Source organism: Bacillus sp. UNC322MFChir4.1 (assembly GCF_000746135.1).
Lineage (GTDB): Bacteria > Bacillota > Bacilli > Bacillales > Bacillaceae_G > Bacillus_A.
This window is the reverse complement of the sequence record NZ_JQKQ01000001.1, coordinates 186,071-199,876: the sequence shown is the minus strand read 5'-3', so window position 1 is coordinate 199,876 and position 13,806 is coordinate 186,071. Positions and strand designations below refer to the sequence as shown.

Annotated in this window: 17 protein-coding genes; 14 read left to right on the top strand and 3 right to left on the bottom strand. The window is 36.5% G+C overall.

What is annotated here, in order from left to right; all coding sequences use genetic code 11:
• The first annotated feature begins 23 nt into the window (after positions 1 to 23).
• The 4 genes from ctaD to ctaG all read left to right on the top strand — a co-directional run bounded on the left by ctaD (position 24) and on the right by ctaG (position 3,938).
• Positions 24 to 1,886, top strand: a complete 1,863-nt coding sequence (gene ctaD, locus BR72_RS00920; protein WP_035429184.1) for a cytochrome c oxidase subunit I — start codon at positions 24 to 26, stop codon at positions 1,884 to 1,886.
• Complete coding sequence (locus BR72_RS00915) at positions 1,886 to 2,509, top strand: cytochrome (ubi)quinol oxidase subunit III (RefSeq protein ID WP_035429183.1); 624 nt, start codon at positions 1,886 to 1,888, stop codon at positions 2,507 to 2,509. Before ctaD ends, BR72_RS00915 begins: the two co-directional genes overlap by 1 nt.
• Before the next feature lie 3 nt (positions 2,510 to 2,512).
• Positions 2,513 to 2,851, top strand: a complete 339-nt coding sequence (gene ctaF / locus BR72_RS00910) for a cytochrome c oxidase subunit IVB (RefSeq protein WP_035429182.1) — start codon at positions 2,513 to 2,515, stop codon at positions 2,849 to 2,851.
• 166 nt (positions 2,852 to 3,017) lie between these two features.
• Positions 3,018 to 3,938: a cytochrome c oxidase assembly factor CtaG gene (gene ctaG / locus BR72_RS00905; protein WP_035429181.1), complete on the top strand. Its 921-nt coding sequence runs from the start codon at positions 3,018 to 3,020 to the stop codon at positions 3,936 to 3,938.
• Between the two features lie 353 nt (positions 3,939 to 4,291).
• On the opposite strand, the gene BR72_RS00900 is transcribed toward ctaG, so the two are convergent.
• Positions 4,292 to 4,657 (bottom strand): YugN family protein, encoded by a 366-nt coding sequence (locus tag BR72_RS00900; protein ID WP_035429179.1) that lies wholly within the window; start codon positions 4,655 to 4,657, stop codon positions 4,292 to 4,294.
• A gap of 209 nt (positions 4,658 to 4,866) precedes the next feature.
• Here BR72_RS00900 and BR72_RS00895 point away from each other — a divergent pair, with 209 nt between their 5' ends.
• The 6 genes from BR72_RS00895 to BR72_RS00870 all read left to right on the top strand — a co-directional run bounded on the left by BR72_RS00895 (position 4,867) and on the right by BR72_RS00870 (position 8,304).
• On the top strand, positions 4,867 to 5,904 hold the full coding sequence (locus BR72_RS00895; protein ID WP_035429178.1) for a CAP domain-containing protein: 1,038 nt from the start codon (positions 4,867 to 4,869) through the stop codon (positions 5,902 to 5,904).
• A 92-nt stretch (positions 5,905 to 5,996) separates the two neighbouring features.
• Positions 5,997 to 6,410, top strand: coding sequence for a YlbD family protein (locus BR72_RS00890; protein WP_035429176.1), 414 nt, complete (start codon positions 5,997 to 5,999; stop codon positions 6,408 to 6,410).
• 11 nt (positions 6,411 to 6,421) lie between these two features.
• Positions 6,422 to 6,667, top strand: coding sequence for a YlbE-like family protein (locus tag BR72_RS00885; RefSeq protein ID WP_035429175.1), 246 nt, complete (start codon positions 6,422 to 6,424; stop codon positions 6,665 to 6,667).
• Positions 6,668 to 6,745: 78 nt separating this feature from the next.
• Positions 6,746 to 7,318: a histidine phosphatase family protein gene (locus BR72_RS00880; protein ID WP_035429174.1), complete on the top strand. Its 573-nt coding sequence runs from the start codon at positions 6,746 to 6,748 to the stop codon at positions 7,316 to 7,318.
• 76 nt (positions 7,319 to 7,394) lie between these two features.
• Complete coding sequence (locus tag BR72_RS00875; RefSeq protein WP_035429173.1) at positions 7,395 to 7,847, top strand: YlbF/YmcA family competence regulator; 453 nt, start codon at positions 7,395 to 7,397, stop codon at positions 7,845 to 7,847.
• Between the two features lie 181 nt (positions 7,848 to 8,028).
• A complete protein-coding gene (locus BR72_RS00870; RefSeq protein ID WP_035429172.1) occupies positions 8,029 to 8,304 on the top strand; it encodes a YlbG family protein in 276 nt (91 codons plus the stop codon).
• A 304-nt stretch (positions 8,305 to 8,608) separates the two neighbouring features.
• On the opposite strand, the gene BR72_RS00865 is transcribed toward BR72_RS00870, so the two are convergent.
• Positions 8,609 to 8,998, bottom strand: a complete 390-nt coding sequence (locus BR72_RS00865) for a DUF7147 family protein (protein WP_035429171.1) — start codon at positions 8,996 to 8,998, stop codon at positions 8,609 to 8,611.
• Between the two features lie 537 nt (positions 8,999 to 9,535).
• Between BR72_RS00865 and rsmD the strand changes: the two genes are divergently transcribed.
• Together rsmD and coaD are read left to right on the top strand one after the other, a co-directional pair.
• On the top strand, positions 9,536 to 10,111 hold the full coding sequence (gene rsmD, locus BR72_RS00860) for a 16S rRNA (guanine(966)-N(2))-methyltransferase RsmD (RefSeq protein ID WP_035429169.1): 576 nt from the start codon (positions 9,536 to 9,538) through the stop codon (positions 10,109 to 10,111).
• Complete coding sequence (coaD, locus tag BR72_RS00855) at positions 10,099 to 10,587, top strand: pantetheine-phosphate adenylyltransferase (protein ID WP_035429168.1); 489 nt, start codon at positions 10,099 to 10,101, stop codon at positions 10,585 to 10,587. Before rsmD ends, coaD begins: the two co-directional genes overlap by 13 nt.
• Here coaD and ylbJ read toward each other — a convergent pair.
• A complete protein-coding gene (ylbJ, locus tag BR72_RS00850; protein WP_035429167.1) occupies positions 10,582 to 11,814 on the bottom strand; it encodes a sporulation integral membrane protein YlbJ in 1,233 nt (410 codons plus the stop codon). The two genes, coaD and ylbJ, sit on opposite strands and share 6 nt — an antisense overlap.
• 109 nt (positions 11,815 to 11,923) lie before the next feature.
• On the opposite strand from ylbJ, the gene BR72_RS00845 reads away from it, so the two are divergent.
• A complete protein-coding gene (locus BR72_RS00845; RefSeq protein ID WP_035429166.1) occupies positions 11,924 to 12,715 on the top strand; it encodes a patatin-like phospholipase family protein in 792 nt (263 codons plus the stop codon).
• Entirely contained in the window at positions 12,708 to 13,733 is a 1,026-nt protein-coding gene (locus BR72_RS00840) for a SepM family pheromone-processing serine protease (protein ID WP_035429165.1), read from the top strand. The genes BR72_RS00845 and BR72_RS00840 overlap by 8 nt, the downstream gene beginning before the upstream one ends.
• Positions 13,734 to 13,806 lie beyond the last annotated feature (73 nt).

Here is a 13,806-nt window from a genome sequence, read left to right as displayed (position 1 = left end):
TTTGCGAAGGGGAGGTTGAAAACGTGAGTTCTGTAGCAAAGAAACAGGGAGTTGGCTCTGTAATTTGGGATTATTTAACGACAGTAGACCATAAAAAGATTGCCATTCTCTATTTAATTGCAGGTGGGTTATTTTTTATCATCGGTGGAATAGAAGCAATATTTATTCGGTATCAGTTAGCGTTTCCAAACAATGACTTTCTTGTTGGAGATGCATACAATCAAGTGTTAACAATGCATGGAACAACAATGATTTTCTTAGCAGCAATGCCGCTTGTGTTTGCGGTGATGAACGCAGCTGTACCACTCCAAATCGGCGCACGCGATGTTGCGTTTCCATTTATTAATGCACTTGGATTTTGGCTGTTTTTCTTTGGTGGTGTATTTTTAAATTTAAGTTGGTTTTTAGGCGGGGCACCTGACGCAGGATGGACATCATATGCATCGTTATCACTCGCATCAAAAGGACACGGCATCGATTTCTATGTTCTCGGCTTGCAAATTTCAGGTATTGGAACATTAATAGGCGGGATTAACTTCCTGGTTACCATTATTAATATGCGTGCACCTGGAATGACATATATGCGTATGCCGATGTTTACATGGACGACATTTGTAACATCTGCACTTATTTTATTTGCATTTCCTCCGCTTACAGTCGGTTTAGCTTTATTAATGTTAGATCGCTTATTTGGAACAGGCTTTTTTAATCCAGCTTTAGGAGGAAATACGATAATATGGGAGCATTTATTTTGGATCTTCGGTCATCCAGAGGTATATATTCTTATACTCCCAGTTTTCGGAATATTCTCAGAAATATTTGCGACATTCTCTAAAAAACGATTATTCGGATATTCATCTATGGTATTTGCAACGGTATTAATTGGATTTTTAGGATTCATGGTGTGGGCGCATCATATGTTCACGGTGGGTCTTGGACCGGTAGCAAATGCCATTTTTTCTGTAGCTACAATGGCAATTGCAGTTCCGACAGGGATTAAAATTTTTAACTGGCTCTTTACGATGTGGGGCGGAAGTATTCGCTTTACAACGCCAATGATGTGGGCTGTTGCTTTCATCCCATCATTTGTTATGGGGGGTGTGACAGGGGTTATGCTTGCGTCTGCTCCTGCTGATTATCAGTTTCATGATAATTACTTCGTTGTCGCTCACTTCCATTACGTAATTGTTGGTGGAGTTGTGTTTGGATTATTTGCGGGGGCTCATTATTATTGGCCGCTTATGTTTAATAAAATGTTAGATGAGACACTTGGTAAAATTACGTTTTGGTTGTTCTTTATTGGTTTTCATTTAACGTTCTTTATTCAGCACTTCCTTGGTTTAATCGGTATGCCGCGTCGATATTTTACGTATTTGCCAGGACAAGGATTAGAAACTGGAAACTTAATTAGTTCAATAGGCGCAGTATTTATGGCTCTTGGAACAATTGTGCTTTTGGTTAATGTTGTGAAAACATCTTTTTCCAAAAAGCAGGCGGGCCGCGATCCTTGGGATGGCCGCACGCTAGAATGGTCAATTCCGACGCCGACACCTGAATATAATTTCAAACAATTACCGTTTGTGCGTGGCTTAGACCCATTATGGATTGAAAAACGGGAAGGAAAAAATGAGATGACACCAGCAGAGCCGGTTGGTGACATTCATATGCCAAATGCATCTTTCTTACCGTTTGTAATTTCATTAGGCTTATTTATCGCAGCATTTGGAGCGATGTATATGCAAGGTGGAAAAGAGAAAATGTGGTTAGTGGTAGCGATTGTTGGTCTTATTATCACGTTTGGAGCGATGTTCTTCCGATCTGTAATTGATGATCATGGATACCACATTCATAAAGAAGATTTAGATGATAAAGGGGGCAAGGCGTAATGCATGCAGAGGAAAAATTAACAAATGAAACCTTTCCAGCAGAGCCTGAAAAAGCAACCCTTGAAGGAAAGAATAAATTTATTGGGTTTTGGTTGTTTTTAGGAGGCGAAACGGTACTGTTTGCTTCCTTGTTTGGAACATATTTAGCGTTGAAAAATTCAACTAACGGCGGTCCAACGTCACAAGAAATGTTTCAAATGCCGCTTGTGTTTATTATGACAATGCTTCTTTTAACGAGTAGTTTAACGAGTGTATATGCAATGTACCATATGAAAAATTTTAATTTTAAACAAATGCAGCTTTGGCTTATTATTACGATCTTACTTGGGCTTGGCTTTTTAGGTTTTGAGATTTATGAGTTCACTCATTATACTCATGAATTTAAGCATACAATGAAAAGTAGTGCATTTGGTTCTGCATTTTATGCATTAGTTGGTACGCATGGATTACACGTTTTATTTGGATTACTTTGGATTTTAACTCTAGTGGTTCGTAATGCGAAGCGTGGTTTGAATTTATACAATGCTCCAAAGTTTTACGTCGCATCAATTTACTGGCATTTTATCGACGTAGTTTGGGTGTTTATTTTCACTGTAGTATATTTAATGGGAATGGTGGGATAAACAATGGCGATAAAACAAACAAATATAAATAACCCTAAAGTGGATCTTGCTTATCGCAGAAAAAAAAGTGCAGAAGAAATGAAGCATCAAGTCGTTACTTTCGGATTAATGATTTTTTTGACAATGATCTCGTTTGTAGCAGTTGCATATCCAAAAACATTTAGTCCGCTTTTTTCTGTACCATTTATTTTACTGTTAGCTGCCGTACAAGTTATTTTTCAATTGTATTATTTTATGCATATGAGCCATAAGGGACATGAGGCTCCGGCATTTTTCTTGTATGGTGGTTTGCTAGTTGGATTATTAACGATTTTAGCGTTTATGACAATTGTTTGGGTTTAAAAAATGAAAGGAGATTGAGGAGGTTTATCAATCTCCTTTTATTTATCCCGCTATTCGTGGGAGATAACTGCTGGCATGCACCGATTGGTTCAACTAATAATCAGTGGGGGATGAAAAAACTCCCACTGATTAAAGTTTCACTTTATGAAAGGTAGGGTGTCAAAAAATGAACAACTTATGGATATTTGGTTTTGAAGCATTGTGGAGCCCAATCTTTTTTCTTTTTATACTAGCTGTCGTGATTAGCTATTTTTTTATAATTGGAAAGTATCGAAATCGTTTTCCGAACGGAGAGAAAGTAAGTAAGCGAAAAATCATTTGTTTTACAAGTGGTATGTTCCTCTTATATTTTGTTAAAGGAGGCCCAATTGATTTACTTGGACATATTGTATTTAGTGCACATATGTTAGAAATGGCAATTATGTATATTGCTGTGCCGCCATTATTATTACTAGGGTTACCAAACTGGTTGTTTGAGTATATCACATCATTTCGATGGATTCGTATCATGTTACGCATATGGGCAAATCCTATTATCGCATTAATTGTTTTTAATGGGTTATTTTCGATGTATCATTTACCAATTGTGTTTGATGCGGTAAAACAGAGTCAAATAGGACATCCAATTGTTCTTGCTGTACTGTTTTTTGTGGCAATTATGTTATGGTGGCCGATGTTTAATCCGTTATCACAATATCAAACATTAAGTGAAATTAAAAAGATTGGTTATATGTTTGCTAATGGGATGCTATTAACACCGGCTTGTGCGCTTATTATTTTTGCTAATGAGCCGTTATTTGTGACATATACAGATCCAAGTGCATGGATGAAGGCAATGGAACTTTGCGTGCCAGCTGGAACATTATCTAACCTAAATATTACAGGTCCTGATTTCTTACATTGGCTTCCTGTTTTGGAGGATCAGAAAACAGGAGGGATTATCATGAAGGTTATTCAAGAAGTTGTATATGGGACAGTGATTGGGTATGTTTTCTTCTCGTGGGCGCGTAAAGAACGGAAAAAGGATGCTGAACAAATACATGCATTACCCCCGTATTTACAAGCTCAAGCTGAAAGCAAGCTCTAACCAAGTAGGCTTACTGCCCACGAATAACGAGGTTAATTTACTAAACAAAAAGAAGGTGTATCATTGTGTATACCTTCTTTTTGTTTATATAAATCCATTTTAATTTTTCGATATCTTTGTCTAGCTTTGCCTTCTAAGCCCTCATGTTTAAACAGTTGGAGTTGGATCCGCTGCTGCTGTGCAACATACAACATGATCGCTATTTGCTTGCTCCCTTTGTTTTAAACCCCGCATGTGGCAGGAAAAGGCCCTAACCGCTTCTATGCATGACCAGATGCTCTCGCCCCCCTAAAAGAAAAGGGTTTTATGTCGTTTTTTACCTTGTATATAGTGAAACTCGTAGAAGGTTTTCTTTATTCTGTAATCGCCAAACCTTGCAACTCTTTTTCGATATTTTGAAGTAACTGTTCGCTTTTTTGAAGAACGTTTTTTGGGAAATTTTCATTTTCTCCATATTCCACGCCGTGTGGATAATAATGTTTACCTAAAAGAGGTTTTAATAATTTAATATGGGCATGTCGACGCCCGATGTCTCCTTCTGTTGCAAAACCTTGTATACGTAAATAATACACATCATTTAGCATTTCAAATTTATAGTCGTATGTAACTCGCTCGTAATCCCATTGCCCAGCTAGTACAAAGTGATGATTGTCCATTACCTCAGTAAGAAGTGTGAAGTCAACAATTACGCCTTCAAGTTTCGTATTTGCAAATTGCATGAAATTGCCCCCTTATTATAAACATAGTATCGCTTGAATTTATAATAGTACGAATAGTGAGAAAACGCAATTCATATAGAGAGAAAAGGGGGAATGTCTGATTTTATAATAGAAATATGATATAGTGAACATAGTGTGGTACACACAAAATGGAAAAAAGTTTTGTTTGTGTATACCTCAATTTCATGGTTATTCAGGAGGTATATAATTTGAAAAAGTTGTTTCGTATTATAGTAATTACTTTTCTTATTTTAGCAATCGATCTATACGGGAAATTACTCGTTTCTCAATATATATTTCAATCACCTCAATTAAAAAAAGAGCATAAGATTGTGAAAATCAAAAAAGAAAAAGAGATTAAAGGGGTACCAGATACGATTCCAGAGTTACTTGGTAGGGATTCTGAAATTTTATTAGCGAATTGGGATGAACCAGCGCGAATTGAACCATCTGCATATGGTTATGAATGGTGGATATATAATAAAGACCAATCGCAATATGTGCAGTTTGGAGTTAAAGAGCATAAAATTGTTACGATTTATGTTGGCGGAGAGAAAGTAAATATTTCGCCATTTCATATTGGGGAAACATATGAAGATATTTATAAGAAAAATCCGTTTTCACATGAAATTTCACTTAAAATGGGAAGAAATAGCTATCAATTCGAATTATCTGATGTTGAACTAATAGAACAACCACTCGTTTCTATAGAAGATGGCTGGGCGCAATTATATTTTGATCATTTTACACATAAACTTGTTGGTGTTCGTTATATGGATGATGAGACGTTAATTAAACAAAAACCGTATCAACTCGTTTCTTCTGGAGAATTAACGAATCCACAGCCATTATCGCCAGAACTAATGAAACAAGTTGAACAAGGGAATGCGCAGCAAATTTTAGATTTAACAAATGTCATTCGAAGTCGTTACCATATTCCATTATTAGCATGGGATCAACAAACGGCAGCAGTAGCATTTGAGCACAGTAAAGACATGAAAGATAACAACTATTTTTCTCATGATTCACCTTCGTTTGGTACATTAGGAGATCGTTTGCAAAAAGGAAATGTATCATTTCAGTTAGCCGGAGAAAACATTGCGGCGCAGCATAGTGATGCAATCGCAGCGATTCAAGGATGGTTAAATAGTGAGGGGCATCGAAAGAATTTACTAAACGAACAATTTACCGGTTTAGGGATTGGCGTGTATGATAAATTTTATACGCAAAATTTTATTCAGAAGTAGGGTGTATGGATTGCCTAAAAATAGGCGAACCATGCGCCTTTTTTTTCTTACAATATAGTAAAAAGATACATCTGATGGGGTGGGTGATTGTGATGACAACAGTGAAAGGAGATTTACATCCTTCTATCCAAAAGTTCAAAGAGTTTGTACGTCAGCATCCAAAGATGGTTCATGACGTTCGAAATGGAAAGAAATCATGGCAACAGTTTTACGAAGAATGGTATTTACTTGGAGAAGAAGATGGCGTATGGAATTACTACAAAGTAAACGGAGAGGTTGTTCCTCCTTCTGTACAAGAAGAGAGCGGAGAAAAGTCAGGGGACTTTATGGGACAAATGGCGTCGTTTTTTAAAAAAATAGATGTGGAACAGGTGCAGCAACATTTAGTGAATATGACTACAGCTATTGGAAGTGTACAGCAGGTTATTCAACAGTTTCAAGGGAACCAGACAACAAAACAACAGCGCAATTCTGAAAATAATCCGTTTTTCTTTCAAAAAGATTAGGAGGAAGAGTGATGAGATCAGAACTCATCGAATTTATAAAGTCGAATGAAGATTTACAGAAATATATTCGTGAGCAACCGCATTGGTATCGGAAACTTTCTAGAAATCCAAGTGAAAAAGAAGCATTTGAATTAGCAGCTATGCAATATTTTAAAAAGACGATCCCAGATAAGGTAGAAAAGTTTCAAAATCAATTATCCGTTGCTTCTCTTATGATAGACATGTTTCAATATATGAAACAGCAAAATGTTAATTGATTAGGAGTAAAAACTGTGTCCGTCATGCGAAACTTTTGTTACAATAAAAAAATGGATTATAGAAAAAGGAGTTATAGCATGACGGAAATTTGTTTAGTACGACATGGACAAACTGATTGGAATTTTCAAGAAATCATTCAAGGAAGAGAAGATATTCCTTTAAATGAAATTGGGAAAAAACAAGCAAGTCAAAGTGCTGCAGCTTTAAAAGCTGAATCATGGGATATCATTGTTAGTAGTCCGCTAGTAAGAGCATACGAAACCGCACAAGCTATTGCTAATGCGGTGAAAATAGACACAATTCACCTTGATGAACGTTTTATGGAAAGAAATTTTGGAGTAGCATCAGGAAAACCGGTTGCTGAAGTTAGACAGTTTATTACAGATGGTAACGTAGAAGGAATGGAAACGGATCAAGAAATTGTGGAGCGGTGTTTTGCAGCATTAAAAGATGTTGCCCAAAAATATATGGGAAAACGTATAATTATTGTTGCACATTCTCATGCAATTAAAGCAATGTTACACGCTATTTCTCCAGAAGAAATTACATTTCAAACACCATTACAAAATGCATGTATTAGTTATGTGAGAGAAATGGAAGGAACATGGGAAGTTGTGAAGTACAATATTGCTGAACATATTTGTTTGTAATTTATATCTGAATAAAGTCATAGAATTAGTAGTTCTGCTATAAATGTGATATGATTAATATTCGGAGGTGTCTCTCATGATTGTAGCGACGCTAGAGAGCGTAATGATTTTAGACAAGTCTGAACAACTTGCAAAGGCTGTTGTTCTTTCAGATATAGCAGAGCAATACCGCAAGTGCTACCGCATATTGCAACAAGATTCGGAAGTACAAATGCTAATAGGGCAATTTTCAGCAATGAAAGAGCGTTATGAAGAAGTGCAGCGTTTTGGAAAATATCATCCTGACTATACAACCGTATCGAAACAAATGCGGGAGTTAAAACGAGCAGTAGATTTGCATGAAAAAATAGCTGCTTTTAAAAAAGCAGAAAATGATTTGCAAAAGTTATTGGATGAGATAAGTGTAATTATGGGAGCTGAAATCTCTCCTGCTATTAAGGTTCCGACAGGCAATCCGTTTTTTGATGCAGGTGGTTGTGGAGGCGGTTGTGGCTCTGGAGGTAGTTGTGGGTGTAAAAAAACGGGGTAATCTGCCCCGTTTTTTAGAATATAGAAGAAAAAGGACTACAAGAAATGGCTTCCGTTTTTTAAATATTTGAAAAATGATAACGAAATCTTTGTATGTGGAGGCCTAATACCCGTTAATACGGGATGAATTTCTGTGGCTTATTGTAAAATAAATGAATGATATTAAATAAAAGGAGAACATTATGTTTGGGCAACGACAAAGTATGATTGTCTATCTAAATTCCTTAAAGAATGCTAAAATTTTAAGGAAATATGGAAACATTCATTACATATCGAAACGGTTTAAATATGCTGTTGTATATTGTGATATGGAGCAATTAGAACATCTGATGCAAAAATTAAATAAACTTCCGTTTGTAAAAAAAATTGAGCCATCTTATCGGCCGTTTTTAAAAACGGAGTTCGAAAATTCCAGACCAGATCGTGCAAAAGAGTATGATTACAATAAGATGGATTAAAAGCCCGCCAAAATTTTGGTGGGCTTTTTGTATTTTTTACTTTATCCCGCTATTCGTGGGCAGTAATACTCCCGCCTCAAAATTCAGCAAAAGCATTGTTCTAGGATCTCCGGCCGTTTCACTCCCTCGGACGAGGCAAAAAAGCGCCTCGTCCGAGGGGCGTGGGCGTCCTGCGATTCTGAACGAGCCGCTTCCGCTTTTCTTAAGAAGTTAGGCGGGAGATAAACTGCTCATCAAAGCCCGATTTGTGAGGGCTAATAATCAGTGGGGGATGAAGAAAATCCCCACTGATTAAAGTTTCACTTTATTGCATCGGTGGAATAAAATGATTCATTCGTAAAATACCGATGAGATGATTAAAGTATAGTTCGGTTTCTGGAAATATAGTAGATGGTTTTACAGTAAAAGACACTACTTTTTTTCCGATTTGTTCAGCCGTTTCTTCAAATAAAGTAATTCGTTTGCTTTTTTTATCTGTTAATACAGGGATCCCTTCTCGACATATGTATAAAGGTTGGAAATCGCCTACTGTCGTGGGTTGAAGAACAACGACGAGAGAGCATACAGCTTTGTCGCTTTTCGAAGTATTAAATTGTAGCATATGCGCTACGCGATGTTTGTTTACTTTTGCAATTTCGAGTAGTTCGTATAAATCGGAGTATCCCTCTCCTAGTTCGATAAAACGTTGAATCATGTCTTTTCCTCCTCTTTCTTTTACTGTATCATTTCATTTTCAAAATGAAAAGAAGACAAAGAAAAAACCCTGCCGAAGCAGGGCCCTTCTTATACTAGTATGACTAGCAAGAAGGCAAAGGGAGAGGAGAAACCGGAGGAAGAACTTATGGGGAAACGTAAGTCTTCTCCGCGGTTGGCAACAACATCGAAGGTGATGTTGTTATATTTATTTATCCCCAAACTGTATGAAGATATACATTGCAAAATTAAATTTTCTCTTTTCCTTTTTATTTTTCTTTCGAATGTTTTATGATAGGATAAAAAAGGTACATATACATAAAGTGAAACTTTCATCAGTGGAGGTATTACTGCCCACGAGTAGCGGGGTATAGTTGTACTTACACAAAATGATTTATATGAACATTTGTTATATGAATCCATTTTGATTTTTCGACATATAGATTGCAGTCAGATGCTCTTACCCACCTGAAAAGAATGGTTTTATGTCGTTTTTTAATTTGGATTGATATAGAAAGAGATAAGGTAGTGAAAAATTATGAGAGTAGTTTCAGGAAAGTGTAAAGGTCATCCTTTAAAAGCTGTACCAGGTAATACAACACGGCCGACAACAGATAAGGTGAAAGAGGCTATTTTTAATATTATCGGTCCTTATTTTGATGGTGGTTTAGCTCTTGATTTGTTTGGCGGGAGTGGAGGGCTTGGTATTGAGGCTCTTAGTAGAGGGATAGATAAAGCTATTTTTGTTGATCGTGATGGAAAAGCGATAAAGGTAATCCATCAAAATTTAGAAAGTTGCAAGTTAGAAGCGCAAGCTGAAGTATATAGAAATGATGCAGAACGTGCTGTAAAGGCGCTCGTGAAACGTGCGTTATCGTTCGATCTTGTACTGCTAGATCCGCCGTATAAAGATCAAAGGATTATTTCTTTAATCAGTATAATGGATCAGCATGATCTATTGAAAGAAGATGGAATCGTAATGGCTGAACATGGTGTAGATATAGACCTGCCTGAAACGATTGGTAGACTTGTGAAGGTAAGAGCTGAAAACTACGGTATTACAGCGATTTCGATTTATAAGTATGAAGGTGAGGGGACCGAATGGCAAGCATAGCGATTTCTTCGGGAAGTTTTGATCCAATTACCCTTGGACATTTAGATATTATTAAAAGGGGTGCAAAAGTTTTTGATGAAGTATATGTTGTTGTTTTAAATAATTCATCAAAAAAACCGCTTTTTACGGTAGAAGAGCGTTTAGAATTAATTCGCGAGGCGACAAAAGACATTCCGAATGTAAAGGTTGATTCGCATAGTGGATTATTAGTAGAGTATGCGAGAATGCGTAATGCGAATGCGATATTACGCGGTTTACGTGCGGTATCTGACTTTGAATATGAAATGCAAATTACATCTATGAATCGTAAATTGGAAGAGAATGTAGAAACATTTTTTATTATGACAAATAATCAATATTCTTTTTTAAGTTCAAGTATTGTAAAAGAGGTAGCTCGTTATGGTGGAAGTGTTTCTGGACTTGTTCCGCCAATTGTAGAACGTGCTTTAAAAGAGAAGTTTCAAACCCCGTTATGATGAACGGGGTTTTTTGTTATGAAAGAGACGGACAACGAGTAATAAAACGTATAAATATAAACAAAATAGTGTAAAGGCCGGACCAAACATAATAAGGGAATTCCAAGCTTTTGCAAACACGGTAGATTGTTCAGATAAAAAGACTGGAATATCGTATTGAGTAGGCGAAAAAGAATGTAATCTTTCATAAAGTGGTCCCCAAAATATGTATGTATAGATTGGAGCAAGGAAGCTTTGAATAATCCGTGCAAAAAAGTATGGTTTAAAACGGATATCCGTTTCTGCTAAAATACTGGCAACTTGAGCTTGAATAGAAAGACCGCTAAAAGCTAAGATAAAACTTGTCATCATAGCTTGTTGTAAAATAGAAGTGTGTTCTGTTTGACTAATCATTTGACTCCCAAGTGTCATTTCTAAAAGGCCGGATAAAATCGGGAAACTAAAATAAGGCGAAAGTTGAAATGCAGCTAATATTTGTTTCATAATATAAGCAAGGAAGGTTGTAATATGAAAAACGGTTAACATTTTATTTAAAACAGAGAATAAAATAATAAACCCGCCAATCATAAGTAATGTTTGAACAGAAGAAGAAATTGCATCACCGATTAATTTACCAATGGGGCGTTTTTCTTGTAATCGAGTGTTATGAAGAACTGAAAAAGCATGCCGCAACGGAATTGGCGGTGTATGTCTTTTTGCTTCTTTTTGCTTGCGATTATCTTGGTAAAAGCGCATGAGTAGTCCAACTGTGAAATTACTAACATAATGGGAGGCTGCTAAAATTATTCCTAATTTTGGGTTATCAAAAAAACCAATTGCTACAGCTCCAAAAATAAATAGTGGATTGGAAGAATTTGTGAAAGAGACGAGGCGTTCTGCTTCAATTTGTGTAAGTTGGTTTTCTTGACGTAACCGAGCGCTTAATTTTGCGCCTGCAGGGAAACCTGAGGCCATACCCATTGCCCATACAAAGCCTCCGATGCCAGGTACACGAAAGAGTGGACGCATCAAAGGTTCTAATAGCACCCCAATAAACTTTACAATTCCTAGTCCGATTAGAAGTTCGGCGATAATAAAAAAAGGTAGCAAGGAAGGAAATACAACTTCCCACCATATATTTAAGCCTCGAATAGATGATTGGAGTGCTGCTTGGGGATGGAGTACGAGAGAAATTGTAAGAAAAGAAACCGATATGGTGAGAAAGCCTGTTTTCCATTTTTCGTACATTTTATATCCCCCCCTTTGTCCCAAATGTTCATTTCAGTATACGAGGATACATAGTGAAATTAGACCATAAGTATAAAAAGAGAGTGAAAAATTTTTGAGGGTGAAGAAGATGAATGAACCGAAAATTGGATTAGCGCTTGGGTCAGGTGGTGCAAAAGGATTTGCACATGTTGGTGTTATTAAAGTACTACGAGAAGCCAATATACCTATTCATATGATTGCAGGAAGCAGTATGGGGGCACTAATAGGTACGTTTTATGCAGCAGGATGTAATGTGGACCGTTTGTATCGTTTAGCAACAGTATTTAAGCGGAAGTACTATTTGGACTTTACTGTACCCAAAATGGGATTTATTACTGGAAAACGTGTAAAAGATATGATTAAAATGTTTACATATAATAAAAAATTAGAAGAGTTAGACATTCCAACAGCGGTTGTAGCAACTGATATTTTAAATGGTGAAAAGGTTGTCTTTACAAAAGGTTCTATTGCAGATGCTGTTAGGGCAAGTATATCTGTGCCCGGTATATTTGTTCCTGAGAAAATAAATGGAAGGCTGCTCGTTGATGGAGGAGTGATTGATCGTATTCCAGTATCAGTAGTAAGAACATTAGGGGCTGATATTGTGATTGCTGTTGATGTATCCCCTATTAAGGTCAATGGGGAAGTTACATCCATTTATGATGTCATTATGCAAAGTATCGAAATTATGCAACATGAGCTTGTAGTAAATAGACAAATTGCATCAGATCTTATGATGCATCCAGCTGTAGAACAGTTTAGTTCGCGATCCTTTACGAATATAGAAGATATCATTCGTGTCGGTGAAGAAGAAGCAAAGCAGCACATTCAAACAATTTACACATTGATTGAGCAGTGGAAGGAGAAAAAAGATGTTTAAAAAGTTTCGGTATTTATATGCACTACTTATTGGAGTAATTATCGCGATGCTAATCGTGTTTGTCCCTCTGCCATACTATATTACAAAACCAGGCATGGCAGAGAAATTAGAGCCGTATGTAAAAGTTGAGGGAGGAAATAAAGAGAAAGGGGATTTTATGCTCGTAACAGTTTCGATGGGGCGAGCAAATGTTGTGAATTATCTTTCTGCTAAATTTAACAAATATAACGAAATATTTAAGAAGGAAGAAATTTTAAGAAAAGGTGAAAGTGATGAAGAATATCAATTTCGCCAAGTATATGCAATGAAAGAGTCACAAGATGCGGCTATTTATAATGCGTATAAAAAAGCAAATGCCTCTGTTACGTTTGAAAATCAAGGTGTGCTTGTAGTTGGAATTGCAAATGATATGCCAGCTGCTGGAAAATTAAAACTTGGCGATCGGATTCTTGCTGTTGATGGTCAATCATTGCAAACGGCAGAGCAGTTTATTGCCTATATGAAAACAAAAAAACAAAATGATGAAGTAAGCGTTAAATATGTGCGTGAAAATAAAGAACAGGAAGACAAATTTGTACTAAAGCCAATTCCAGAAGATAAAAACCGCGCTGGTATGGGAGTTTCTATTATTTCAGATAAGAAGCTTACAGTAAGTCCTAATGTGAAAATTGATGCGCATAAGATTGGAGGACCTTCTGCTGGTCTTATGTTTACGTTAGAAATTTATAATCAGCTCGTGAAAGAAGATACAACAAAAGGTCACGAAATAGCTGGAACTGGAACGATCAATGAAAAAGGAGAAGTCGGTCCAATTGGAGGTATTTCTCTAAAAGTAGTTGCAGCACATAATGCGGGTGCAGAAGTATTCTTCGCACCAAATGAGAATGGAAAAGAGAATTCAAACTATAAAGAGGCAGTGAAAACAGCTAAAGATATAAACACAAAAATGAAAATTATACCTGTAGATACGTTAGATGATGCCTTAATGTATTTAGATAAAATGTCAGAAAAAAAGTAATCCTCTCGTTTAAGAGAGGATTTTTTTTCGTGCTATTTTCAGACAGTGAAAGATTAAACACGGAAAGCTGAGA